At 73.4% G+C, this 23,905-nt stretch carries 20 protein-coding genes and 1 pseudogene; 12 read left to right on the forward strand and 9 right to left on the reverse strand.

Annotated elements, in window-relative coordinates:
• Positions 1–16 precede the first annotated feature (16 nt).
• The 4 genes from ACIP84_RS17400 (at position 17) to ACIP84_RS17415 (ending at position 3,264) form a co-directional block, all read left to right on the forward strand.
• Positions 17–382, forward strand: coding sequence for an Rv2175c family DNA-binding protein (locus tag ACIP84_RS17400; protein ID WP_030314466.1), 366 nt, complete (start codon positions 17–19; stop codon positions 380–382).
• A gap of 281 nt (positions 383–663) precedes the next feature.
• Positions 664–1,317 carry a thiamine phosphate synthase gene (gene thiE, locus ACIP84_RS17405; protein WP_401798468.1) on the forward strand — a complete coding sequence of 218 codons (654 nt, stop codon included), beginning with the start codon at positions 664–666 and terminating at the stop codon, positions 1,315–1,317.
• 149 nt (positions 1,318–1,466) lie between these two features.
• Positions 1,467–2,381 carry a methylenetetrahydrofolate reductase [NAD(P)H] gene (metF, locus tag ACIP84_RS17410; protein WP_266965113.1) on the forward strand — a complete coding sequence of 305 codons (915 nt, stop codon included), beginning with the start codon at positions 1,467–1,469 and terminating at the stop codon, positions 2,379–2,381.
• A gap of 55 nt (positions 2,382–2,436) precedes the next feature.
• The gene (locus tag ACIP84_RS17415) at positions 2,437–3,264 is read left to right on the forward strand and encodes a hypothetical protein (protein WP_401798469.1); all 828 of its coding nucleotides are present in this window, start codon (positions 2,437–2,439) and stop codon (positions 3,262–3,264) included.
• Between the two features lie 58 nt (positions 3,265–3,322).
• On the opposite strand, the gene ACIP84_RS17420 is transcribed toward ACIP84_RS17415, so the two are convergent.
• The gene (locus ACIP84_RS17420; protein ID WP_401798470.1) at positions 3,323–4,765 is read right to left on the reverse strand and encodes a phytoene desaturase family protein; all 1,443 of its coding nucleotides are present in this window, start codon (positions 4,763–4,765) and stop codon (positions 3,323–3,325) included.
• A gap of 43 nt (positions 4,766–4,808) precedes the next feature.
• Positions 4,809–5,456 carry a DUF4126 domain-containing protein gene (locus ACIP84_RS17425; protein ID WP_355956658.1) on the reverse strand — a complete coding sequence of 216 codons (648 nt, stop codon included), beginning with the start codon at positions 5,454–5,456 and terminating at the stop codon, positions 4,809–4,811.
• A gap of 313 nt (positions 5,457–5,769) precedes the next feature.
• Here ACIP84_RS17425 and ACIP84_RS17430 point away from each other — a divergent pair.
• Positions 5,770–6,581: pseudogene (locus ACIP84_RS17430) on the forward strand (IS5 family transposase).
• A gap of 79 nt (positions 6,582–6,660) precedes the next feature.
• Here the strand turns inward: ACIP84_RS17430 and ACIP84_RS17435 are convergent.
• From ACIP84_RS17435 to ACIP84_RS17445, 3 genes are read right to left on the reverse strand one after another with little or no spacing between them, the layout of a single operon-like run.
• Positions 6,661–7,269, reverse strand: coding sequence for a TetR/AcrR family transcriptional regulator (locus ACIP84_RS17435; RefSeq protein ID WP_055604150.1), 609 nt, complete (start codon positions 7,267–7,269; stop codon positions 6,661–6,663).
• 43 nt (positions 7,270–7,312) lie between these two features.
• Complete coding sequence (locus ACIP84_RS17440) at positions 7,313–9,409, reverse strand: YhgE/Pip domain-containing protein (RefSeq protein WP_355956656.1); 2,097 nt, start codon at positions 9,407–9,409, stop codon at positions 7,313–7,315.
• The gene (locus ACIP84_RS17445; RefSeq protein WP_401798471.1) at positions 9,381–10,331 is read right to left on the reverse strand and encodes an ATP-binding cassette domain-containing protein; all 951 of its coding nucleotides are present in this window, start codon (positions 10,329–10,331) and stop codon (positions 9,381–9,383) included. The genes ACIP84_RS17440 and ACIP84_RS17445 overlap by 29 nt, the downstream gene beginning before the upstream one ends.
• Before the next feature lie 176 nt (positions 10,332–10,507).
• On the opposite strand from ACIP84_RS17445, the gene ACIP84_RS17450 reads away from it, so the two are divergent.
• The 3 genes from ACIP84_RS17450 (at position 10,508) to ACIP84_RS17460 (ending at position 12,620) form a co-directional block, all read left to right on the forward strand.
• A complete protein-coding gene (locus ACIP84_RS17450) occupies positions 10,508–11,026 on the forward strand; it encodes an SAV_6107 family HEPN domain-containing protein (protein WP_355956652.1) in 519 nt (172 codons plus the stop codon).
• Positions 11,027–11,148: 122 nt separating this feature from the next.
• Complete coding sequence (locus tag ACIP84_RS17455) at positions 11,149–11,937, forward strand: methyltransferase (protein ID WP_355956650.1); 789 nt, start codon at positions 11,149–11,151, stop codon at positions 11,935–11,937.
• Positions 11,938–12,209: 272 nt separating this feature from the next.
• The gene (locus ACIP84_RS17460) at positions 12,210–12,620 is read left to right on the forward strand and encodes a DUF3040 domain-containing protein (RefSeq protein ID WP_030314489.1); all 411 of its coding nucleotides are present in this window, start codon (positions 12,210–12,212) and stop codon (positions 12,618–12,620) included.
• Between the two features lie 302 nt (positions 12,621–12,922).
• On the opposite strand, the gene ACIP84_RS17465 is transcribed toward ACIP84_RS17460, so the two are convergent.
• From ACIP84_RS17465 to ACIP84_RS17480, 4 genes are all read right to left on the reverse strand, one after another.
• Complete coding sequence (locus tag ACIP84_RS17465; protein WP_401798472.1) at positions 12,923–15,310, reverse strand: DUF3488 and DUF4129 domain-containing transglutaminase family protein; 2,388 nt, start codon at positions 15,308–15,310, stop codon at positions 12,923–12,925.
• Positions 15,307–16,659 carry a DUF58 domain-containing protein gene (locus tag ACIP84_RS17470; RefSeq protein WP_401798474.1) on the reverse strand — a complete coding sequence of 451 codons (1,353 nt, stop codon included), beginning with the start codon at positions 16,657–16,659 and terminating at the stop codon, positions 15,307–15,309. Before ACIP84_RS17470 ends, ACIP84_RS17465 begins: the two co-directional genes overlap by 4 nt.
• Entirely contained in the window at positions 16,659–17,675 is a 1,017-nt protein-coding gene (locus ACIP84_RS17475; RefSeq protein ID WP_401798475.1) for an AAA family ATPase, read from the reverse strand. Before ACIP84_RS17475 ends, ACIP84_RS17470 begins: the two co-directional genes overlap by 1 nt.
• 145 nt (positions 17,676–17,820) lie before the next feature.
• A complete protein-coding gene (locus tag ACIP84_RS17480; RefSeq protein WP_401798476.1) occupies positions 17,821–18,384 on the reverse strand; it encodes a beta-class carbonic anhydrase in 564 nt (187 codons plus the stop codon).
• Between the two features lie 328 nt (positions 18,385–18,712).
• On the opposite strand from ACIP84_RS17480, the gene rsmH reads away from it, so the two are divergent.
• Genes rsmH through ACIP84_RS17500 form a run of 4 tightly spaced genes read left to right on the forward strand, consistent with a single transcriptional unit; the run spans position 18,713 to position 23,903 of the window.
• Entirely contained in the window at positions 18,713–19,669 is a 957-nt protein-coding gene (rsmH, locus tag ACIP84_RS17485; protein WP_355956640.1) for a 16S rRNA (cytosine(1402)-N(4))-methyltransferase RsmH, read from the forward strand.
• Positions 19,666–20,208, forward strand: coding sequence for a septum formation initiator family protein (locus ACIP84_RS17490; RefSeq protein ID WP_401798478.1), 543 nt, complete (start codon positions 19,666–19,668; stop codon positions 20,206–20,208). The genes rsmH and ACIP84_RS17490 overlap by 4 nt, the downstream gene beginning before the upstream one ends.
• Before the next feature lie 7 nt (positions 20,209–20,215).
• A complete protein-coding gene (locus tag ACIP84_RS17495) occupies positions 20,216–22,198 on the forward strand; it encodes a peptidoglycan D,D-transpeptidase FtsI family protein (RefSeq protein ID WP_401798479.1) in 1,983 nt (660 codons plus the stop codon).
• Between the two features lie 16 nt (positions 22,199–22,214).
• Entirely contained in the window at positions 22,215–23,903 is a 1,689-nt protein-coding gene (locus ACIP84_RS17500) for a UDP-N-acetylmuramoyl-L-alanyl-D-glutamate--2,6-diaminopimelate ligase (RefSeq protein ID WP_401798481.1), read from the forward strand.
• Positions 23,904–23,905: the final 2 nt, after the last annotated feature.

A 23,905-nucleotide genomic window follows, 5' to 3' on the forward strand; every position in this document is an offset into this window, starting at 1 on the left:
ATGGCAGGCTTGTCCTGTGACCGAGATTGACGTAAAGATCGATGCGCTCGTCCCCGCCTGGCTCTATGTGCCCGACATCGCGGAGATGCTCGATGTCGAGGTGACGCGCGTGCGGCAGCTGATCAAGGACGGTCAGCTCATCGCCGTGCGCCGTGGAGAGAACAACGCCCTGCAGGTCCCCGCCGCCTTCATCCAGGGCGACAAGATCGTCAAGGGGCTTGTCGGGCTGCTGACCGTGCTGCGGGACGACGGCTTCACCGACGAGGAGATGCTGGAGTGGCTCTTCACTCCGGACGAGAGCCTGCCGGGCACGCCCGCGCAGGCGCTCAACGAGAACCGCGGCACGGAGGTGAAGCGCCGCGCCCAGGCGCTCGCCATCTGACGCGCCGCCGAAGGACACCATGAGCGGGTGTCGCGGCGACCGGCCCCACGGCCGGGCCGCCGCGGCCCTCGCGCCACCGGCGCGGAAAGCCCGCGCCACCTGTGCGGGGAGCCCGCGCCACCTGTGCGGGGAGCCCGCGCCACCTGTGCGGAGCACCCGCGCCGCCGATGCGGGCGGTCCCGCGCCACCGACGCGGGACCGCCCCGCGCCGCACCACCGGGGCAGTGCCCCGCGACACCCCACGGGGAGCGCCCCCGTGAGACCGACGGGGGGAACCACCCATGCCCACGCCTCGCGAGCTGCTCGCCGACGCCCGGCTCTACCTGTGCACCGACGCCCGGAAGCGCCAGGGCGACCTGCCCGCCTTCCTCGACGCCGTGCTCTCCTCCGGCGTGGACATCGTGCAGCTCCGCGACAAGGGCATGGAGGCCGGTGAGGAGCTGGAGCACCTCGCCGTCTTCGCCGAGGCCGCCCGCCGTCACGGCAGGCTCCTCGCCGTGAACGACCGGGCCGACGTCGCCCACGCCATCGGCTCCGACGTGCTCCACCTGGGCCAGGGCGACCTGCCCGTGCCCGCCGCCCGGGCGATCCTCGGCGACGACATCCTGATCGGCCGGTCCTGCCACGCCGAGACCGAGGCGGCCGCGGCCGCCGTCGAGCCCGGCGTCGACTACTTCTGCACCGGACCCTGCTGGCCCACCCCCACCAAGCCCGGCCGGTACGCGCCGGGCCTCGACCTCGTGCGGTACGCGGCGGGCCTGGCCCAGGACCGCCCCTGGTTCGCCATCGGCGGTATCGACGAGACGAATCTGGACGAAGTCCTGGACGCGGGCGCGCGCCGGATCGTCGTCGTCCGGGCCATCACCGAGGCCGACGACCCGGCCGCCGCGACGGCCGCCCTCGCCAAGCGGGTCCGGGAGCGCGCGGGGGAGTAGGGGCCTCCGGCCGGCGGTTCGGGGCCCGCAGGGGCGGCCCGGGTCCGTCGGAGGTTCGTCCAGCGATCGGCCCCGTCGGCTGTCCAAAACTGTGTCCACCACTCGGACGGCGTTCACGCACCTCCGCGCAGCCCGTCTAACCTGCCCGTATGGCCCTTGGTACCGCTTCCGTCCGTTCGGACCGCGCCCGCACGGTCCGCGAGATCCTCGCCTCCGGCGGCACGTCGTACTCCTTCGAGTTCTTCGCGCCCCGGACCGAGAAGGGCGAGCAGGTCCTCTGGAACGCGATGCGCCGCGTCGAGGCGGTCGGCCCCAGCTTCGTCTCCGTGACCTACGGCGCCGGCGGGTCCACCCGCGGCGGCACCGTCAAGGCCACCCAGAAGATCGCCTCCGACACCACGCTCACCCCGGTCGCCCACCTGACGGCCGTCGACCACTCGGTCGCCGAACTGCGCAACGTCCTCGGCCAGTACGCCGACGCCGGCATCCGCAACATGCTCGCCGTCCGCGGCGACCCGCCGGGCGACCCGCTGGGGGACTGGGTCGAGCACCCCGAGGGCGTCAAGTACGCCGCCGACCTCGTCCGGCTGATCAAGGAATCGGGCGACTTCTGCGTCGGCGTCGCGGCCTTCCCCGAGATGCACCCCCGCTCCGTCGACTGGGACACGGACATCCGGCACTTCGTGGACAAGTGCCGCGCCGGCGCCGACTACGCGATCACCCAGATGTTCTTCGACCCCGAGAACTATCTGCGGCTGCGCGACAGCGTCGCCAAGGCGGGCTGCGAGACCCCGATCATCCCCGAAGTCATGCCCGTTGTGAACGTGAAGACCCTCGGCCGACTGCCCCAGCTGAGCAACGCCCACTTCCCGGCGGATGTGAAAGAGCGCATCCTCGCCGTCAAGGACGATCCCGCCGCTGTACGCTCCATCGGTATCGAGTTCGCGACGGAGTTCTGCGCGCGGCTGCTCTCCGAGGGTGTCCCCGGACTGCACTTCATCACGCTGAACAGCTCCACCGCGATCGAGATCTACGAGAATCTCGGACTGCACCAGCAGTCGTGACCGGTCGTACCCGCCCCGGACCCGCGGCGGTGACCGTGGAGAGGGGCGGCGGGGCATGGGGTGGACGGTCCTCTACATCGCATTCGGCGTGGTCGCGCTGTGGCTGCTGGGGGAGGTGCTCCTCCAGTACAAGGCGCGACTGCGCTGGCGCGTGCTCGCCTTCTGCGGCTTCCTCGGCGTGGTCCTCGGCGTCCTGATGTCCCTGGTGGTGGTCATCATCGTCGGGGCGGTCGCCTTCGCCGTCGGCCAGACCTATGTGACGCTCTCCTTCCGCCGCGGCTTCTCCACCGGCTGGGCGCTCGGCGGCAGCCCCGGCGCCAGCCGTCGCCGCAGGTCCGCCGTTCCGCCGCAGGCCGGACCCACCCTTGAGGTCACCGAACTCTCCTACGAGGCCGAGGAGGCCCCGTACACCGGGCCCGAGGGGGCCGAGGCTCCGTCCGCCGCCGAGACCACCGCGGTCTACGAGCCCCTGCCCATGCCCGAGGACACCGGCCAGTACGGCGTCTACAACCTGGGCCAGGACCAGGCCCACGGTGCCGCCCAGACCCCCGGCACCGGCTACGAGACGGGCTACCCGACCGGGTACGAGCCCTACGCGCCCGCGTACGACCAGCAGCAGCCCGCCTACGACTACGGCCAGGCCGCCGGGCAGCAGCAGTACGCCGCCTACTCCGACCCGTACATCGGCCCCGGTACGGACGGCCAGCAGTACGGCTCGTACTACGGCGACCCGTACGCCCCCTCGTACACCTACGACACCCCGCCCGGCGGGGTGTGGGTCCCGCAGCAGCGCGACACCGACCAGCCGCCCCAGCAGCCGCAGGGACAGGGCCAGTACGGCTACGAGGCGCACCCGGACGACCAGCAGCAGTACCGGTACTGACCGACCGTGGGGCCCGGCGCGTCCGCCGGGCCCCACGTGCGTCCCGCCGCGCGTCCGCCTACCGCGAGCCGCGGAAGTCCGCGCCCTCCACGATGAACCCCGCCACCAGCGCGCCCGACATGCCCGCGTGCGCGAGCCCGCCGCCCGGGTGGGACCAGCCGCCCGCGAACCAGAGGCCCGGCAGCGCGGAGCGGTTGCCGGCCGGGAGCAGCCGTCCGCCTGCCCCGGCGAGCGCGGGCCCCGGCACCTCGGCGACGCCCGTGTCCCGCCGTACGTCCTCAGGGGTGCGGACGTGCCGCCACAACAGCCGCTCCCGCAGCCCCGGGACCGCGTGCCCGGCCGCCTCGACCATCCGGTCGGCGACGGCCTCCCACCCGGCCGCGTCCCGCTCCGGAGACGTACCCACGGTCGCCGTGACCGTCACCGACTCGTGGCCCGCGTCCGGGCGCAGCGCCGGGTCGTCCGGGCGCAGTACCGTCACCGTCGGCCGCTCGCCCGCGGCGTGGACGACGGTGCGGTGGACCGCCTCCGCCTCCCGGCGGCCGCGCAGCGCCAGACAGACCGTCACCCGGCCGGTCCCGGTGACCTGGTGGCGCGGCCGGTCGTCGCCGTGGCCCCACTCGACGACGTGATCGCGGTGGAGCGCGGGCACCGGGGCGCCCGAGACGACATGGTCGGCCTCGACGGTCTCGCCGCCCGCCAGGCGCACACCGACCGCCCGGCCGTCCTTCTCCAGGACCTCCGCCACGGGCGTGTCGAAGACGAACTCGACCCGCCGCTTCCGGCAGCGCTCGTACACCGCGTCGGCGAGCGCCCGCAGGCCCCCGCCCACGTACCAGCTGCCGAAGGTCTGCTCCATGTACGGCAGGACGGCGGCCGAGGCCGGGGCCGTCGCCGGGTCGAAGCCGTACGACCACGCGTACGCGTCGAGGAGGGCGGCGAGCCGGGGGTCGCGCAGCTCCCGCGCCCCGACCTGCGCGAGGGTCGTCGTCGGACGCCGCAGCAGGCCCGCCTTCAGCGCCGGGTACGGCTCACGTGCCAGGGGCGCCGGGTCGGCGGGCTGCGGCTCCTCCAGGAGCGGGCGGCGGGTGCGGTCCCAGGCTTCGCGGGCCCGGACCAGGAAGTCGCCCCAGCGCTCGCCCGCGCCGGCGCCGAGAGCGGTGTCCAGGGCGGCGACCGTGCCGGCCCGGGAGGCGTTCGGCAGGTCCACGCGCGTGCCGCCGGCGAAGACGTGACGGCTCGCCGGGTCGACCTGCGTCAGCGTGACGCACTCCTCCAGCGGCTCCCTGCCGGTCTTCACGAACAGGTCCCGGTACACGGCGGGCAGATGCAGCAGCCCCGGGCCGGTGTCGAACGCGAACCCGTCGCGCGTGAAGCGGCCGACCGCCCCGCCGTACGTCGCCCCCCGCTCGTACACCGTCACCCGGTGGCCCGCCACGGCCAGCCGGGCCGCCGCCGCCATGGCGCCGAGTCCCGCGCCGATCACCACAATCCGTGCCATGTCAGCGACCCTATCCGGCGCCCCGGACCCGTCCCGAACGGGCTCAGAAGTGCTCCGAACCGTCGCCCGACGGCGGCCGGGCGCGGGCACGGGCCTCCGCGTCGGCGAGCCGTCGCTCCTCGCGCCGCTGCGACCTGCGGCGCAGGAAGCGGCGGATCCGCCGGGCGAGGAAGATCAGTATCACCAGGCCGCCGATGAGCAGCACGCCCGCGATGCTCGCCGCCGCCACGGGATGGAAGAGCGCGAAGGTGACGACGGCCGCCACGCCGAGGTCCTCCGCCAGGCTCAGCGCGACGTTGGAGAACGGCTCGGGCGTGGTGTTGACCGCCATGCGCGTCCCGGCCTTGACGAAGTGGCTCAGCAGGGCCGTCGTACCGCCGACCGCACCCGCCGCCAGCTCCGGCAGCGAACCGTTCTGCCCGGCGAGCAGGGCGCCGACCACGGCCCCCGCGATCGGCCGGATCACCGTGTGGACGGAATCCCATATCGAGTCGACGTACGGGATCTTGTCCGCCACCGCCTCGCACAGGAAGAGCACGCCGGCCGCGACGAGGACGTCGGTGCGCTGCAGCGACTCGGGCACCTCGTCGGTGAGCCCGGTCGCGCCGAATACGCCGAACAGCAGGACCACCGCGTACGCGTTGATCCCGCTCGCCCAGCCGCTGGTGAACACCAGGGGGAGTACGGACACGCCCGCGATCGTAACCAGTCTGAGTATCCGTACCTAGGGGGCGAGATGAGTAGGTGCGCGGATGAGCCACGGACGCGGAGACGGAAGAGTGGAGTCCACGGAAGGGGCGCGGCCCCGGGAACCGCCGACACGGGGCGGCGGAACCGGGGCCGCGTGTCTGCCGTAACGGGGCACGGGGGTGTCACGGGGGACGTACGGCGAAGGCCGGTCCGGCGAGGCTCGGGGGGATCGAGCCTCGACGGACCGGCCTTCGCCGTACCGTGCTGCGGGGCCTAGGGGGTGTCTTTCCGATCATCGGATCGTTGGTCCGGTCGTGAGGGATGGGGAGATTTCCGACGCCGCGTGGGCGGTGATCGCGCCGTTGCTGCCGCCCGTGGCCCGGGCTCGTGGCCGGTGGCGGGATCACCGCCAGGTGCTTGAGGGCATCGTGTTCAAGTTCCGCACCGGCCTGCCGTGGAGGGACCTGCCCGAGCGGTTCGGCCCGTGGCAGACCGTCCACGGGCGGTTCGCCCGCTGGGCCGCCGACGGCACCTTCGACCGCCTGCTGGCCGCGGCCCAGACGCGGGCGGAGGTGGACTGGCTGGTCGCGATCGACTCCACCATTGTCCGGGCCCACCAGCACGCGGCTGCCAAAGGGGGCTCGAGGAACGCGGACTGGGACGCTCCCGAGGCGGGCTGACCAGCAAAATTCACCTCGCCTGCGACGGCCGGGGCCGGCCTCTGGCCTTCCTTCTCACCGCCGGCAACCGCAACGACTGCACCCAGGCCGAAGCTGTCATCGGCCGCATCCGCGTTCCCGGGCCAGGTCCGGGAAGGCCCCGGACCCGGCCCGACCACGTGGTCGCGGACAAGGGCTACTCGGCCCGCACCTTCCGCGCCTACCTTCGCCGGCGCGGGATCAAGGCCACGATTCCCGAACGCGTCGACCAGCTCGCCGGCCGCAGACGGCGCCGTGAACGGCCCTGCGGCTTCGACAAGAGGGCCTACCGACGACGCAACGTCGTCGAACGCTGCTTCCACCGCCTCAAGCAATGGCGCGGCATCGCCACCCGCTACGACAAACACCCCGACCGCTACCTCGCCGCCATCACCCTCGCCAGCACACTCATCTGGCTCGACACATGATCGACAAGACACCCCCTAGGCCCTGTCGTCAGACTCCCGTCTGCCCCGCCGGGCGACGACGGGAGTTTGACGACAGGGCCTAGCGGCCGCCCACCCGGCCGTGCAGCAGTCGCGAGAGCGCCGCGTGCACGTCGTCGAGCGAACGCTCGCTCTGGAAGGCCTGCCAGTCGAGCGCCGCCACGAGCACCATCCCGACCAGCGCCGCCGCCGTCAGCTGCACGTCGATCTCGTCGCTCAGCTCACCGGCGGCGACCGCCTCCCGCAGCACCCCCTCGACCACCGCGACCGCCTCCTGGCGGACCACCAGGAGGGTCGAGTTCCAGGCCCGGTTGGTGCGCCAGAGCTCGGCCACGTACAGCTGGGTGAAGGCCGGGTAGCGGTCGATGAAGACGAGACCCGCCCGGATCATCGCGTCCAGCGCGTCGACCCGGCTCCCGCCGCGCCCGGCGGTCTCCTCGGCCGCCGTCCGCAGCGAGGCGGTGAGCAGCGACACCCCGTGGCGCAGCAGCTCCTCGAAGAGCTCGGTCTTGCTTTTGAAGTTGTAGTAGACCGTGCCCTTGGCCACGCCGGCCCGCTCGGCGATCTCGTCCACCGTCGTCGCGGAGAAGCCCTGCTCCGCGATGAGGGTGACGGCCGCCTCGTAGAGCTTCGCGCGCGTGGCCTGGCGTCGGGTGCTGCTGCTGTCCATGGGGTCGATTCTCACAGGTGTCGCGGGTGTCACAGGCCCCGTCTCACAGGGTCAGTTCGGGGTGGAGCCGGTCGAGCGTCCAGACCTGCTTCCTGCGGGCGGACACGGCGGTCAGCGCCAGGGCGCCCAGGGTGAACGCGGCGAGTACCGCGCAGGCCTGCCAGACGGGCCCGATCCCGCCGCCCGAGATCAGCCGGCGCAGGGCCTCGACCACGTAGCTCATCGGCAGGAACGGGTGGACGGCGTTGAAGAAGCCCGGACTGGTCTGGACGGGGTACGTGCCGCCCGCCGAGGTCAGCTGGAGCATCAGGACCGCGAGGACCAGGATCCGGCCGGCCGCGCCGAAGCGGGCGTTGAGCCACTGGATGATCGCGGAGAAGCAGCAGGTGACCAGGGCCAGGAAGCCGACGGTTCCGGCCGCGCGGTCCATCTGGAGACCGAGGCCCCAGTGCAGGACCGACATGAGGGCCGCGACCTGGAGGACGCCGATCGCCGCCACCGGGAGCCAGCCCGCGAGGGCGATCCGCCAGGCGGACCCGCCGGCGGCCAGGGCACGCCGGTTCAGCGGCTGGATGATCATGTACGCGACCATCGCGCCGACCCAGAGGGAGAGCGGGATGAAGTACGGGGCGAAACCGGTGCCGTAGTTCGGCGCCTTGTGCAGCGACTGGGAGGCCAGCTGCACCGGATCGGCCATGACCTCCGTACGCCGGTCGCGGTCCTGCTCGTCGTAGTCGGGGATCCGGTCGACCCCGTCCTTCAGGCCGGAGGCGAGGGTGCCCGAGCCGTCGGCCAGCTTGAACAGACCGCCGTCGAGGTCGCCCGCGCCCTTCTTGAGCTTGCCGACGCCGGTGTCGAGGTTCACGGATCCGGTCTTGGCGCCGGAGATGCCGGTGTGCAGCTTCTCCGCGCCGGCGGCGACCTTCCTCGCGCCCGCGTTGAGCTCGTTGATCTTCCGGATGGCGTCCTCGACGTCCTCGTCGAGGTGCGGGGCCCGGCGGGCCAGCTCGTCGGCCTGCCGCGTGAGCTTCACGAGCCGCGCGTCGAGGGTCTTGAGGTCGCCCGTGCTGCCCTTGGTCAGCTCGTGGACGTCGTCCGCGATCGTGGCGACGTCGCCGGCCGTGACCGAGGCCTCCTTGAGCTTGGCGCAGACGGTGGGGAACTCGGCGGCGGCCTCCGGCTTCGCCACGCACTCCTCCTGGTGGGCCTTGGCCAGCTCGTCGTCGGCGAGGTGCGCCGCGCCGCGGATCACCGGGGCGCGCTTCACCAGGTCGTCGAGGTTGTGGCGGACCGCGGTGGCGGAGTCCGAGACGAGCCGGGCGGTGTCGCGGATCGACCTGCCGTTGTTCGCCAGATAGGGGCGGACCTTGTCGGCGGTGCCGTTCACCTTGTCGGCGAGCGACTGCGTGCCGTTCGCGACCTTGCGGGAGCCGCTCTCCAGGTCCTTGGCGCCCTTGTCGAGCTTCTTCAGGCCGGCGGCCAGGTCGCCGCTGCCGGTCTTGGCGTCCTTCAGGCCGTTCGCCAGGTCCTTAGAGCCCTTCTTCGCCTTGTCCACGCCCTGCTTGAGGTCGCCCGCGCCCTTGGCGGCCTTCGCCGTCGCGTCGTGGATGTCGGAGAAGGAGATGAAGATCTTGTCGAGGAACGTACGGGAGGACTTGGTGGAGGCCGCGGTGCGGACCTCGGAGAACACCGTCCGGGAGATCTGCCCGACGATGTAGTTGTTGGCGTCGTTCGTCCGCACCCGCAGGGCGCCGGTCTCGGGGGAGTCGCCCGAGCTGGAGGCGATGCGCGAGCTGAAGTCGCCGGGCATGGTCAGGGACAGGTAGTACGTGCCGTCCTCGACGCCCTTGCGGGCCTCGGCGTCGCTCACCCGGTGCCAGGCGAAGGTCTTGCTGTCCAGCAGCCCCTGGGTGATGTCGTCACCGGCGTTGATCTTCTTGCCGTCGGCGGTGGCGCCCCGGTCCTCGTTGACGAGGGCGACGGGGATCTTGTCGAGCCTGCTGTACGGATCCCAGAACGAGTACAGGTACAGGGCGCCGTACAGCAGCGGCAGCAGCAGGATCGCGACGAGCGCGGCGCGCGGCAGCTTTCCCCTGCCGAAGCGCTTCAGCTCAAGCGCGGCCAGTTTCGGCGAGCGCATCGGCCGCCCCCTCCTCGGTCGTGTCTTCGGTGAGATCGCCGGCGGCCTGGTCGGCCTTGTCGGACTGGTGAGCCTGGTCGGCCTGGTCGGCCTGGTGAGCCTTGTCGGGCGTCCTGGCCCCGTCCCCGTCCGTGTCGGTCCCGGCGTCGCCGTCGGCCTCGGTCTCGGCGGCGGTGTCGACGGCGTCGGCTGCGTCGGCGTCGGCTGCGACGGCGTCGCGCGTGGTGATGCGCAGGGCGTCCTCGGGGGCCTCGCTGCAGACCGCGAGGACGGTGGTCCCGGAGTCGGCCACCGAGCGCAGCAGCGCCCAGGCCTCGGCGCGGTCGGCGTCCGAGAGCTTCAGGTCCGTGTCGTCCACGGCGAGCAGCCGGGGCCGGCCGATCAGGGCCAGGGCGATCGAGAGCCGCAGGCCCTCCAGTCGCTCCAGATCCCGTACGGAGGTCCGCTCGCCCTTCGGCAGGGCGGCCAGGTCGAGCCCCGCGGCCGCCACGGCCTCGTCGATCCGGGCCCGGGCCGCCGCCCGCCGCTCGGACGGACGGCGCAGGAAGGTCCGCACGGAGCCGTCGAAACGGCGCTGGAGCATCGCCCGCTCGCCCAGGTGCTCGGCCACCGTGAAGGCGGGATCGAGCTCGCTGACGCCGGGGACGTGACCGAGGGCGCTGATCCGGCGCACCGCGGCCATCTTCTTGGGCAGCGGCAGGCCGCCGACCTCGGCGGTGCCCTCCTTGGCCTTCATCCGGCCGGTGAGCGCGAGCAGCAGGCAGGTGCGGCCCGAGCCCGAGGGCCCCTCGATCGCCACCAGCGTGCCCGGGCCGGCCCGGAACGAGACCTCCCGGAAGGCCCAGCCGCGCGGCCCCTTCAGTCCGAATCCGTCCACGACGACGGCGGCGCCGTGCGGTCGCTCATCGGCTTCCGCTCCCAACGGGCCCACCCCCCGATTCCCCTTTTGAACTGACTGGTCAGTGCAAAAGTTACCCCCGAGTCGGCTTCTCCCGCAAAACCCCAGGCCAGGGGCGCCAGAGGGGGATTGTCAGTGGGGGCGGGCACGATGGACACATACGGCCACGAAGCCGTCACGCGACGACAGGAGGACTCGTCATGGCAAGCCCTTCCGCAGCAGCCGCGCCCCGCCGACGCCCCGCCCCCGCCCAGACGGGACCCGCGTCCGACATCCACCCCGTCCCGCGCGCCGCCGCCGCTCCGCCGGCCGCCCTCGACCTCCTCGCCAAGGCGCGTGCCGGACTCGACGAGGCCGCCGCGCTCGACCGCCCCCACGAGCGGTACGCCGCGGCCCACCTCGCCGCCCTGCGGGCCGCCGCCGCCGTGCTGGCGGCCCGGGCCAGGCCCGAGACCGGGCCCCGCCGCAGGCAGCGGATACGGAGCGCCTGGGAGCTCCTGGCCGAGCTGGCGCCCGAGCTGACCGAGTGGTCCTCGCTCTTCGCCTCCGGAGCCGAGCGCAGGGCCCGCGCCGAGGCCGGGATCGCCGGCGCGGCGACCCGGCGCGAGGCGGACGACCTGCTCAGGGACGCCGCGTACTTCCTGCGCCTGGTCGAGCGGCTGCTCGTCCTCCAGCCGGTGCTGCCCCGCCAGCCCGGTGCGGACGAGGCGGCCGACTGACCGCGGCGCGGGCCCGGCCGGTGCGTCGCCGAGCGGGCCGGGCCCCCGCGGCGTGATCGGCAAGCCACCCCCCAGGCCATAGGGTGGGGGCGTCCGTACCCGTCACCGAGGAGTCAACAGCCGTGCCGGACCCTTCCCCTGTCTTCGGTCGAGAGGCGACCTCGCGCCCGTCGCGCGCCTCCCTGCGTACCGCCGTCGTCTGGGACGTCCTCAAGGACGCCCTCGACCGCCGGGTCGAGGCCACCGGGAAGGACAGCCTCGACGTCCTCGACACCGGCGGCGGCTCCGGGAACTTCGCGGTGCCGGTCGCCCGCCTCGGCCACCGGGTCACCGTCGTCGACCCCAGCCCCAACGCGCTCTTCGCGCTGGAGCGCCGGGCCGCCGAGGCCGGGGTCGCCGACCTCGTCACCGGCGTCCAGGGCGACATCAGCGGCCTCTTCGACGTGGTCGGGCGCGAGAGCTCCGACGCGGTGCTCTGCCACGGGGTCCTGGAGTACGTCGACGACCCCGCCGAAGGCGTACGGAACGCGGTCGCCGCGCTCCGGCCCGGCGGCAGCCTCAGCCTGCTCGCCGCCGGACTCGGCGGCGCGGTCCTGGCCCGCGCCCTCGCCGGACACTTCACCGAGGCCCGGCACGCGCTCTCCGACCCGGCCGGCCGCTGGGGCGCGGGCGACCCCGTACCCCGGCGCTTCACCGCCGAGCAGCTCGCCGAACTGGCCGACGGGGCCGGTCTGGACGTCGGCGCGGTCCACGGTGTCCGGGTCTTCGCCGACCTCGTTCCGGGCGTCCTCGTCGACACCGAACCCGGCGCGGCCGAGGCCCTGCTCAAGCTGGAAGCGGCCGCCGCCGAGCTGCCCTCCTTCCACGCCATCGCCACGCAGCTGCACGTGCTGGGCGAGAAGCGGGCCTGAGCTGGACGGCCACCCGTTCGGCGGTGCGGGGCGCGGCACTCCATGGAGTACGCCACAGCCCGCCCGATAACGGGCTCTGCCCCGTATGATCGGGGGACAGCATCCGGCATGACGGAGGAGGGCCTGGGGAATCAACGCCTCAGCAACCGATCCGCATGGCGGCCCGGATTGGCTATTCGGCATTGAGGGCGGGTTTCACGGGGGCGATTCCCTGCCTATCCTGAAAGGGCCGCAAACCGGTCGCCCCCGCGACCGACGACTAGGAGGACTCCGTGCCGCTCTCGGAGCACGAGCAGCGAATGCTCGAGCAGATGGAGCGAGCGCTGTACGCCGAAGATCCCAAGTTCGCGACAGCGCTCGAGGGAAGCGGACTGCGTACGTACACCCGGCGACGGGTCTACCAGGCAGTCGCCGGCTTCCTGGTGGGTATCGCGCTCCTCATGGCCGGAATGGTCGCACAGCAGATCTGGATCAGCGTGGTGGGATTCCTCGTCATGCTGGGCTGCGCGGTCCTGGCGGTCACCGGATGGCGCAAGGCGCCGAAGCCGGGTGAGCAGCAGCAGGCCACCAGGGGTGGGACGACGGCCGGTGGCCGTCAGACCCGGCAGCGACGCTCCATGATGAACCGGATGGAAGAGCGGTGGCAGCGCCGCCGCGACGAGCAGCAGGGTGGCGGCCACTGACGGCCCCCTGAGCGGAGGCCCCGCGCAACGAATCCGACGAAGCCCCGTGGGTGGCGCGATCGCGCCACCCACGGGGCTCCGTCGTGTCAGGGCCCACCCCGCTGAGGGTCGGAGCCCGCCGTCACCCCGTTACGGCCCTCCGCTCCGCCGGGGCGCCGCCCACCCCGTTGGTGGGCACCGGCTTCCGCCGGGGCGCCGCCCACCCCCGCGCCCGCCGACTCTGAGGGCGGCAGCACGCGAGCGGGGCCCGGGCGGATGCAGCGGAGGCCCGGGCGCCGGGGGCCCGGGCCTCCGGGGCGGGGTCAGTTGCGGCGGAGGCGGGGGATCGCTCGGGTCAGGAGCGCGTCGCGCCGGGTCGACCAGCGCGTCGTCGTCTCCGCCCACCGCGCCGCCGCCGACCACCGCAGCCGCGCGGCCGACCGCGGCGCCAGCAGCGCGCGCAGGCGCGTTCCGCGGTCCGCCGACGCGTGGAAGCCCGCCCGGACCCGGGCCGCGTCCTCCGCCAGGCCCGAGGCCGGCCGCGGGTTCGGCGCGTACAGCGTCTCCTCCACCGCCCGGGCCACCCGGTGCACCGCGTCCGCCGCCTCGTCGCCCAGTTCGCCGAGGCGGACGATCCGGGCCGCCGTGCGCCTCGGGGTCTGCGACTCGTCCGGTTCGACCCCGTGGTCCCAGGCCGTGTCGAGGATCTCCTGCCAGACCGCGAGCGTCGCCCCGGCCTCACCCAGCCGTCGTGCCCGTACCCGGGTCCGCCACAGGAGGGGCAGAAGGGGGACGGCGAGGACCGCCAGGACGCCGACGACGATCAGGACCACCGTCAGGGGGTTCGGGCCCCCGCCGGACGAGTCCGCGCCGGCCACCGCCTCCTCCGGGCCGCAGTCGCCGAGCCGGCGTTCCTGCGGTGTGCAGCTCGCCGAGGCGCTGGGCGCGGCGGACGGCTGCGCCGAGGCGCTCCGCTCCGGCTGGGCCGGACCGGTGGCCGTACCCGAGGGCGTGCTGTCCCGGGTGTACGAGGGGGTGGAGCCCCGCGAGGGGGTCGGCTCGAACCGTGTCCAGCCCGCGCCCTCGAAGTACAGCTCGGGCCACGCGTGCGCGTCCCGGATGCCGACCGAGACCGAGCCGTCGGTCTGTGTGGTGCCCGGCATGAAGCCCACGGCCACGCGGGCCGGGATGCCCAGGGAGCGGGCCATCGCCGCCATGGAGAAGGAGAAGTGGACGCAGAAGCCCTCCTTGTCCTTCAGGAAGCGGGAGATCGCCTGCACACCGGTGCCGGACTCGACGTCCACGTCGTAGCGGAAGCCGCCGTCCCGGGCGAACCACTCCTGGAGCTTCACCGCCTGCTCGTAGTCGTTGCGCGCGCCCTTGGTGACCTGGAGCGCGGTCGCCTTCACGTCGGCCGGCAGCGAGGCCGGGATCCTGGTGTACTCGCGGAGGAGCTTCTCCGGGGCGTCGCCGGCCGCGGCCAGCTGCTCGGACGTCGGCTGGACGTCCAGGCTGGAGACGGTGTAGCGGGCGCCCCTGGTGGTCTGCTTGTCGTCGCCGACGAGCATCCGGCCGGCCGGCTCGTACCGCCAGCGGCCGTCGATGTCGACCCGGCCGGCCGGGTACGGCATCGGCAGCCACTTCTGCTCGTATCCCTCGGAGGCGACGAAGTTGCTGGTCACCTCGGTGATCCGGACGCTCTGGGAGAGTCCGTCCGGCCAGGGCAGCTGCTTGGGCACGGTCTCGATGGGGCGGGCCGAGGACTTCCACGAGGTGCCGTCGAACTGGTCGAGCGCGACGAGCCGCAGATACAGCCCGGAGGTGTCGCGGGCGTTGGTCCGGTAGCGCAGCACCTCCCGGTCCTCCGGCTGGCGGAGGTTGTCCTGGAGGGAGACCAGCGGGTTCACGGCCGAGATCGTGCCGCCCCGGCCCTCGCCGCCGGTTCCCTCGCCGTCGCCGTCGCCGATGAGGCCGCCGGTGAAGCCGGGCAGCGCGAACGGGACGACCATCGCGACGCCCATGGCCACCGCACCGATGCGGCGACCGGTGCGGGCCGGGGCGAAGGTGGGGTTGCCGCCGCCCGCGACGGACGAGCCGGGCCGGGCGGAGCGCTGGGCGCCGCCGAACACCCGGCCCCACTGCGAGAGCCGGTCGCGGCCCTCGGCGAGGAGGAGCAGCAGATAGCCGGAGGCGGCGAGGAGGAACCAGAGCCAGCCGGCGCCGCCGCCGGAGAGACCGGCCGCCACCGAGTACAGGGCGAGCAGCGGAAGACCGGCCGGGGCCGCCTTGCGGAAGGTGACGGCGAGGGTGTCCACCATGAGGCCGATGGCGACCACGCCGCCGACCAGCATGAGCCGGATGCCCTCGGTGTCCGGGGCGGGGATCGCGTACCGGCCGACGTCCTCGGCGCCCGCCGCGAACAGGTCGGCGGCGTGCGTGAGGACCTGCGGGCCGGGCAGGAACCAGAGGATCGCCTGCTCGCGGGCGAAGATCACGGTCAGCGCGAGGAGCGCGACGGCGAGCTGGGCGAGCAGGGTCAGCGGCCGGGCCAGCGGTGCCCGCCGGGCCAGCGTGCCGACGCCGCTCACCAGGGCGAGGACGAAGGCGGCCGTGAAGATCCAGGTGGCCGGCTTGACCAGGGGAAGCAGTGCTCCGGACGCCATCAGGGTGGCGCCCCAGGCGGCCAGGGTCAGCCGTGCGCGCCCGCTCATGACCATCCTCCGTAGGTGTCGGCGGCGGACTCCGCGCGGGCGCCGGCCGCCTGCTGCCACAGGTCGGCGAGCTTGGCGGAGGGCGGTACGGCCAGCGCCGTCCAGCCCGCCTCGCGCAGCTGCCGTACCCGGTCCTCGACGGCCCCGGCGACCGCGCCGCCGGTCAGCCAGGTCCCGGAGTCCAGGACGAAGGCGACGGCCGCGCCGCTGCGGTTCCGCATCCGGGCGGTGAGGGCCGCCTGCTCCTCGTCGAGATCGCCGACGAAGGCGACGAGCAGTCCCTCGTCGCCGCCGCGCAGCAGGTCGGAGGCGCGGGAGAGGCCGCCGCCGTCGGAGTGGTCGACGACCGCGAGGGTGTCCATCATCAGACCGGCCGACTCGGCCGAGTCCTGGGCCGAGCCGGCGAAGCCCTCGGTGCCCTCGCCGGGCACCGAGGTGCCGGTGTCGGTGACGAGCCGGACCGCGTAGCCGCGCTCCAGCATGTGGATCAGGGCCGACGCGGCGCCGGAGACCGCCCACTCGAAGGCCGAGTCGGGGCCGGAGCCCTGGTAGGCGATCCGGCGGGTGTCGAGGAGGACGGTGCAGCGGGCCCGCTGCGGCTGCTCCTCGCGCCGGACCATCAGCTCGCCGTAGCGGGCGGTGGAGCGCCAGTGCACCCGGCGCAGGTCGTCGCCGTGGCGGTAGGCGCGCGGAATGATGTCGTCGTCGCCGGCGAGGGCGAGCGAGCGCTGGTGTCCGTCGCCGTACCCCGAGGCCTCGCCGGCGAGCTTGACCGGCGGCAGCGCCTCGGTCCGCGGGACGACGGTGAGGGTGTCGTAGGCGTTGAAGGAGCGGGTCAGCTCGCACATCCCGAAGGGGTCGTTGAGCCGCAGCTGGAGGGGGCCCAGCGGGAAGCGGCCGCGCAGGTCGGAGCGGACCCGGTAGGACACCTCGCGCCGGCCGCCCGCCTCGACCCGGTCGAGGACGAAGCGGGGGCGGGGGCCCAGCATGTACGGCACGTGGTCCTGGAGCATCAGCAGCCCGGTGGGGAGCTTGGAGACGTTCTCCATCCGCAGCTGGACCCGGGCCTCGGAGCCGGCCTCCACCCGCTGCGGGGTGAGCCGGCGGGAGGCGGCGACGCGGTAGCGGGTGCGGTGCAGCACGAGGACGCAGATCAGCGGCAGTGTGGCGAGCAGCAGCCCGACGCGCAGCAGATCGGCCTGGCCGAGGACGTACGCGCAGGCGGCGGCGGCCACTCCGGCGGCGAGGAAGGAACGGCCACGGGTGGTGAGACCGCCGAGGGCGGCCCGCAGACCGCCCCGGTCGTCCTCGTCGCCCCGCTGTCCGTCCGGCACGGCAGCGGTGGTCATCACAGCCGCCGGGCGCCGGGCTGCTGGCCGTAGACGGGGCCGGCGGGCGGGGCCGCGGCCGGGACGGGGGTGCGCTGCAGGATGTCCTGGACGACCTGCTCGGCGGTGCGGCGGTTCAGCTGGGCCTGCGCCGTCGGCAGCAGCCGGTGGGCGAGGACGGGCGCGGCGAGTGCCTGGAGGTCGTCGGGCAGCACGTACTCGCGGCCGCTGAGCGCGGCGGAGGCCTTGGCGGCCCGCAGCAGGTGCAGGGTGGCCCGCGGGGAGGCGCCGAGCCGCAGGTCGGTGTGGGTGCGGGTGGCGGAGACGATGTCGACCGCGTAGCGGCGTACGGCGTCGGCGACGTGGACCGCGCGGACCGCCTCGATCAGCTTGAGGATGTCGTGCGCGTGGGCGACCGGCTGGAGGTCGTCCAGCGGGGAGACCGAGCCGTGCACGTCGAGCATCTGGAGCTCGGCCTCGGCGCTCGGGTAGCCGATGGAGACCCGGGCCATGAAGCGGTCGCGCTGGGCCTCGGGCAGCGGGTAGGTGCCCTCCATCTCGACCGGGTTCTGCGTGGCGACCACCATGAACGGGCTGGGCAGCTCGTAGGTCTGGCCGTCGACGGTGACCTGGCGCTCCTCCATGGACTCCAGGAGCGCGGACTGGGTCTTCGGCGAGGCGCGGTTGATCTCGTCGCCGATCACGATCTGCGCGAAGATCGCGCCCGGCTTGAACTCGAAGTCCCGGCGCTGCTGGTCGAAGATCGACACGCCGGTGACGTCCGAGGGCAGCAGGTCCGGGGTGAACTGGATGCGGCGCACCGAGCAGTCGATGGACCGCGCGAGGGTCTTGGCCAGCATGGTCTTGCCGACGCCGGGGACATCCTCGATGAGGAGGTGTCCCTCGGCGAGCAGCACGGTCAGCGAAAGCCGTACGACCTCGGGCTTGCCCTCGATCACACTCTCCACCGATCTGCGCACCCGCTCCACAGTGGTGGTCAGATCAGTGAGGCTCGCTCGATCGTCATAGGTCGTCACCCGGCCCTCCTCGGCCTTCCGGAACACGGACACCTGCCCCCGTGGAATCGTCGGAGGGTGTCGCACCCCAGCATTCTTGTTCGCGTGGCCGGGTCGTGTCACTTGCCCGCGGACAAGTGCGAGGGAAATGCCGGGCTTTGGGTGTTTAAGCCGGGTCGGTCTCGGCGCCGGTCGTGGGATCGATCTCCCGCAGGAGGCCGGTGGTCACGTCGAAGACGAAGCCCCGGACGTCGTCGGCGTGCAGCAGGAAGGGAGAGGTCCGCACCCGCTGCATCGACTGCCGTACGTCCTGGTCGACGTCGCGGAAGGCCTCGACCGCCCAGGCCGGACGCTGGCCGACCTCGTCCTCCAGCTCGTGCCGGAAGTCCTCGGTCAGCGACTCCAGGCCGCAGCCGGTGTGGTGCACCAGCATCACGCTGCGGGTGCCGAGGGCGCGCTGGCTGATGGTGAGGGACCGGATCACGTCGTCCGTGACCACGCCGCCCGCGTTGCGGATGGTGTGGCAGTCACCGAGTTCGAGGCCGAGCGCGGCGTGCAGGTCGAGACGGGCGTCCATGCAGGCGACGACGGCGACGCGCAGCACGGGACGCGCGTCCATGCCCGGGTCGGTGAAGTCGGCGGCGTAACGCGCGTTCGCGTCGACGAGACGGTCGGTGACCGTACCGCCGGTGCGTATGGCGTCGGCAGGGAGGTGCGCGGAGGTCGACATGGTTCCGACGTTAAGGGTCACAGGCGTTCCGGGCCTGCTGTGAGAGGGGACAAAGAACCTCAATGAGCCTTGTTGTGAGGTAACCCACAGGCCTGGACGGCTCCGCCCCGAACGGGTGAGCCGTCCGGAATGTCCCGCCGGCTCTCCGGTGCCGTGCGACGCGCCAGCCGGTTGATTGACCGGCGGGTCCCGTGGACTAAAGTGACGCGAAGTTCACGGAGACAACGAGCGACTTCCGCGGTTTCTCCCCCCGTGTGTGCGGCGGTACCTACGGCTCGGCCTTCTTACCCGCTCGCCCGTACCTCCGCGCCGGATCTGAGAGGGCGCATTGAGCAACGACCGACACGTCCCGGTCATGCTCCAGCGGTGCCTGGACATGTTGGCCCCCGCCCTGCGGCGCCCCGGCGCGGTCGTCGTCGACTGCACCCTGGGCCTCGGCGGCCACAGCGAGGCACTCCTGCAGCAGTTCCCCGAGGTGCGGCTCGTCGCCCTCGACCGGGACAAGGAGGCCCTGCGGCTCTCCGGCGAGCGGCTCGCCCCGTACGGGGACCGCGCCACCCTCGTCCACGCCGTGTACGACGAGCTGCCCGAGGTCCTCGACAGGCTCGGCCTCCCCGCCGTCGACGGCGTCCTCTTCGACCTGGGCGTCTCCTCCATGCAGCTGGACGAGGCCGACCGCGGCTTCGCCTACGCGCAGGACGCCCCGCTCGACATGCGCATGGACCAGACGACCGGCATCAGCGCGGCCGAGGTCCTCAACACCTACGCCCCCGGCGAGCTGGTCCGCATCCTCCGCGCGTACGGCGAGGAGAAGCAGGCCAAGCGGATCGTGTCGGCGATCGTCCGCGAGCGCGCCAAGGAGCCGTTCAGCAACAGCGCCCGGCTCGTCGAGCTCATCCGCGACTCCCTGCCGCAGGCCGCCAAGCGCACCGGCGGCAACCCGGCCAAGCGCACCTTCCAGGCCCTGCGCATCGAGGTCAACCGCGAACTCGACAGCGTCGAGAAGGCCATTCCGGCGGCCGTGAAGGCCATCGGCGTCGGCGGCCGGGTCGTCGTCCTCTCGTACCAGTCCCTGGAGGACCGGATCGTCAAGCAGGTCTTCGCGGCCGGCGCGGCCACCACCGCCCCGCCCGGCCTGCCCGTCGTCCCCGAGAAGTACCAGCCGCGGCTGAAGCTGCTCACCCGCGGCGCCGAGCTGCCCACCGAGGAGGAGGTCGCCGAGAACCGGCGCGCCGCCCCGGCCCGGCTCCGGGGCGCCGAGCGGATCCGGGAAGACGTCCTGTGAGCACGGCGAAGGGGCCGCTCAAAGGGCGGGCCGCGCGGCTCGGACGGCTCATGCCGTCGGGGCCGAGCTCGGCCGCCCGCACCCCCTTCGTCCTGCTGGTCGTCGTGCTGCTCGGCGGCGGTCTGATCAGCCTGCTCCTGCTGAACTCGGCCCTCAACCAGGGGTCCTTCCAGCTCAACGAGCTCAAGGACAGGACCACCGAGCTCACCGACGAGGAGCAGGCGCTCCAACGGGACGTCGACGACTACGCGGCCCCCGACGCCCTGGAGCGCCGGGCCCGCGAGCTCGGCATGGTCCCGGGCGGCAGCCCGGCCTTCCTGGGCGCGGACGGCAAGGTGCTCGGCGAGCCCTCGGAGGCCGTCGCCCCGAAGCCCACCCCGACGCCCGGCCGGAAGCCGGCGGCGGGCGAGAAGCCCGCGCCGTCCGGCGCCACCGGCTCCCCGAAGCCGGGGACGGCCACCGGCGCGGGCGCCGCCCCCACCGGTTTCGCGCAGACGGCACCCGCACCGCCACCCGACCCGACGACCCCCGGCAGGTGACCCGCAAGTGCCCCCCAAGGAGCCCCCGCGCCGCCGCGTCCCCGGACCCGCCCGGCCCGCGCGCCCCCGGCCCGCCTCCGCCGGGGCCCGCACGTCCCGCCCCGCCCCGCGCCCGGCCGCGAAGCGGACCGCGCCCCGGCCGCCGGCCCGCCGGCCGCGCACCATCCGGCTCGGCAGCCCCCGGCCCCGGCTGCGGCTCGTCTCCCTCGGCCTGACCCTGGTCATGACGGCCTTCGTGGTGCGGCTGCTCCAGGTCCAGGCCGTCGACGCCAGCGCGTACGCGGCCAAGGCCGACAAGTACCGCTTCCAGGAGTACACGCTCTCCGCCGAGCGGGGCGAGATCACCGACCGCAACGGCATCGCGCTCGCCGCCAGCGTCGACGCGTACGACATCACCGCCGACCCGCAGCTGTTCACGCCCGAGGTGTCCAAGGTCCCGGACGCGCCCGAGCAGGCCGCGGCCCTCCTGGCCCCCCTGCTCGGCAAGGAGCCCGCGGAGATCGCGAAGAAGCTCCGTACCCCCAAGTCCCGGTACACGCTGCTCGCCCGCAAGCAGACCCCGCAGGTCTGGAACCAGATCAAGGACCTGCGGCGGGTCTACGGGCAGAAGGCCCAGCGCTCGGCCGGCGGCACCGGCGCCAACCTCCTCGGCGGCATCCTCAGCGAGCCCAGCACCAAGCGCGTGTACCCGAACGGCGAGCTCGCCGCCGGGATACTGGGCTACGTCAACGCCGAGGGCAAGGGCGCAGGCGGCGTGGAGTCCATGCTCGACCCGGAGCTCGCCGGCAAGGACGGCAAGATCCGCTTCACCCAGTCCGGCGGCCGCCAGGTGCCCACCGCGGGCTCCCAGGGCACCCCCGCCGTCCCCGGCTCCGACATCGAGCTGACCATCGACCGGGACATCCAGTGGGCCGCCCAGCAGGCCATCACCGAGCAGGTGACGAAGTCCAAGGCCGACCGGGGCTACGTCATCGTGCAGAACACGAGGACCGGAGAGGTCCTCGCCATGGCCAACGCCCCCGGCTTCGACCCCAACGACCTCTCCGCCGCCAACGCCGCCTCGATGGGCAACGCGGCCCTCCAGGACGCCTACGAGCCCGGCTCCACCAGCAAGGTCATGTCCATGGCCGCCGTCCTGGAGGAGGGCAAGGCGACCCCCGACACCCATGTCACCGTCCCCAACCGGCTCCACCGCGGCGACCGGCTCTTCAAGGACGACATCGACCACCCGACCTGGTACCTGACGCTCAACGGCGTCCTCGCCAAGTCCAGCAACATCGGCACCATCCTCGCCACCGGCCAGCTGGGCGCCACCCAGGCCGAGTCGAACAAGGTCCTCCACTCCTACCTGCGCAAGTTCGGCATGGGCAGCCCCACCGGCCTCGACTACCCGGGCGAGACCGCGGGCATCCTCGCCAAGCCGCAGGACTGGTCCACCTCGCAGCAGTACACGATCCCCTTCGGCCAGGGCCTCTCCGTCAGCGCGATGCAGGCCGCCTCCGTGTACTCGACCATCGCCAATGGAGGCGTACGCGTCGAACCGACCCTGGTCCGCGGCACCAAGGGACCCGACGGGCGCTTCACCCCGGCGCCCAAGCCCGAGGAGTCCCGGGTCGTCAGCGAGGACACCGCCAAGACCCTGGCCCGGATGCTGGAGTCCGTCGTCGACGACCGGGAGGGCACCGGCAACAAGGCCGCCATCCCCGGCTACCGCGTCGCCGGCAAGACCGGCACCGCCAACCGCGTCGACCCCGAGCTCGGCCGCTACAAGGGCTACACCGCCTCCTTCGCCGGGTTCGCCCCCGCCGACGACCCCCAGATCACCGTCTACTGCGCCATCCAGAACCCCACCAAGGGCAGCTACTTCGGCGGCCAGATCTGCGGCCCCATCTACAAGAAGGTCATGGAGTTCGCCCTCAAGACCCTCCACGTCGCCCCCACCGGCAGCGAGCCCGCCCGACTGCCGGTCATGTTCGTCCCCACCCCGTGACACTCCGGGAGCACCAGTGACAACGATCACCCCCCATTCCGGGAACCGGAAATCGAACTCCGGCGAGGCCCCGGGCTCTTTTGGCCCCCTGCAGGGTGCGCCCGGTACGCTCACCGCCGTGCCACACGCTGATCAGTACCGAACCGCCCCGCCCCGGCCGGAGCAGGCCCGCCCGACACCCCTGGGCGACCTGGCCGCGCAGCTGGGGGTCGACGCCCCCGGAACCGCCGAGATCTCGGGCATCACCCACGACTCCCGGGCCGTGCGGCCCGGCGACGTGTACGCGGCCCTGCCCGGTGCCCGCGCCCACGGCGCCGACTACGTCGCCCAGGCCGCCGGACTCGGCGCCGCCGCGATCCTCACCGACCCGACGGGCGCCGAGCGCGCCGCCGCCACCGGCCTGCCGGTCCTGGTCGTCGAGAACCCGCGCGGCCGGATGGGCGAACTCGCCGCCGAGATCTACGGGAGGCCCGGCGCCGACCTCCTCCAGATCGGCATCACCGGCACCTCCGGCAAGACCACCACCGCCTACCTCGTCGAGGGCGGCCTGCGCGGCTCCGGACACCACACCGGGCTCGTCGGCACCGTCGAGATGCGGATCGGCGACGAGCGCATCAAGTCGGAGCGCACCACCCCGGAGGCCACCGACCTCCAGGCGCTCTTCGCGGTCATGCGCGAGCGGGGCGTCGACGCGGTCGCCATGGAGGTCTCCAGCCACGCCCTCGTGCTCGGCCGGGTCGACGGCTGCGTCTTCGACGTCGCCGTCTTCAACAACCTCAGCCCGGAGCACATGGAGTTCCACTCCGACATGGACGACTACTTCCGGGCGAAGGCCGGGCTCTTCACGCCCGAGCGCAGCCGCATCGGCGTGGTCAACCTCGACGACGCCTACGGCCGCAGGCTGGTCGGCGAGGCGACCGTCCCGGTCGTCACCTTCTCCGCCGAGGGCCGCGCCGACGCCGACTGGCGCGCCGAGGACCTCGTCCTCGGCTCCCACGACTCGACGTTCACCGCCGTCGGCCCCGCGGGGGAGCGGATCTCCGCCACCGCCCCGCTGCCCGGCCCGTTCAACGTCGCCAACACCCTCGCCGCCATCGCCACCCTCGCCACCGCGGGCATCGACCCGAAGAGCGCCGCCGAGGGCGTCGCCGCCGTCCCCGGCGTACCGGGCCGTCTGGAGCGGGTCGACGCGGGCCAGCCGTACCTCGCCGTCGTCGACTACGCGCACAAGACGGACGCCGTCGAATCGGTCCTGCGCTCCCTGCGCGAGGTCACCGAGGGCAAGCTGCACGTGGTCATCGGCTGCGGCGGGGACCGGGACACCACCAAGCGCGGCCCGATGGGCGCCGCCGCGGCCCGGCTCGCCGACACCGCCGTCCTGACCTCCGACAACCCCCGCTCCGAGGACCCGCTCAAGATCCTCGCCGCCATGCTCGCGGGCGCCGCAGAGGTGCCCGCGGAGGAACGCGGCGAGGTGCTCGTCCTCGCCGACCGCGCCGCGGCCGTCGCGGCCGCCGTCGCCCGCGCGCAGCCGGGCGACACCGTCCTCGTCGCGGGCAAGGGCCACGAACAGGGCCAGGAGATCGCCGGGGTCGTACGCCCCTTCGACGACCGCCAGGTCCTGCGCGAGGCCATCGCCGACCGCTCGCACACCCGGGCTTCCGCGCCGGGCGGAACAGCCAGCCACCAGAACAGTCAGGGATGAAG

It is taken from the genome of Streptomyces sp. NPDC088707 (assembly GCF_044752725.1).
Lineage (GTDB): Bacteria > Actinomycetota > Actinomycetes > Streptomycetales > Streptomycetaceae > Streptomyces.

What these genes read in the sequence shown, in the direction of transcription:
- thiE (WP_401798468.1), top strand. Translation starts at nt 664, where the DNA reads ATGCCCACGCCTCGCGAGCTGCTCGCCGACGCCCGGCTCTACCTGTGC.
- metF (WP_266965113.1), top strand. Translation starts at nt 1,467, where the DNA reads ATGGCCCTTGGTACCGCTTCCGTCCGTTCGGACCGCGCCCGCACGGTC.
- ACIP84_RS17415 (WP_401798469.1), top strand. Translation starts at nt 2,437, where the DNA reads ATGGGGTGGACGGTCCTCTACATCGCATTCGGCGTGGTCGCGCTGTGG.
- ACIP84_RS17420 (WP_401798470.1), bottom strand. Translation starts at nt 4,765, where the DNA reads ATGGCACGGATTGTGGTGATCGGCGCGGGACTCGGCGCCATGGCGGCG.
- ACIP84_RS17435 (WP_055604150.1), bottom strand. Translation starts at nt 7,269, where the DNA reads ATGGACAGCAGCAGCACCCGACGCCAGGCCACGCGCGCGAAGCTCTAC.
- ACIP84_RS17440 (WP_355956656.1), bottom strand. Translation starts at nt 9,409, where the DNA reads ATGCGCTCGCCGAAACTGGCCGCGCTTGAGCTGAAGCGCTTCGGCAGG.
- ACIP84_RS17450 (WP_355956652.1), top strand. Translation starts at nt 10,508, where the DNA reads ATGGCAAGCCCTTCCGCAGCAGCCGCGCCCCGCCGACGCCCCGCCCCC.
- ACIP84_RS17465 (WP_401798472.1), bottom strand. Translation starts at nt 15,310, where the DNA reads ATGAGCGGGCGCGCACGGCTGACCCTGGCCGCCTGGGGCGCCACCCTG.
- ACIP84_RS17470 (WP_401798474.1), bottom strand. Translation starts at nt 16,659, where the DNA reads ATGACCACCGCTGCCGTGCCGGACGGACAGCGGGGCGACGAGGACGAC.
- ACIP84_RS17480 (WP_401798476.1), bottom strand. Translation starts at nt 18,384, where the DNA reads ATGTCGACCTCCGCGCACCTCCCTGCCGACGCCATACGCACCGGCGGT.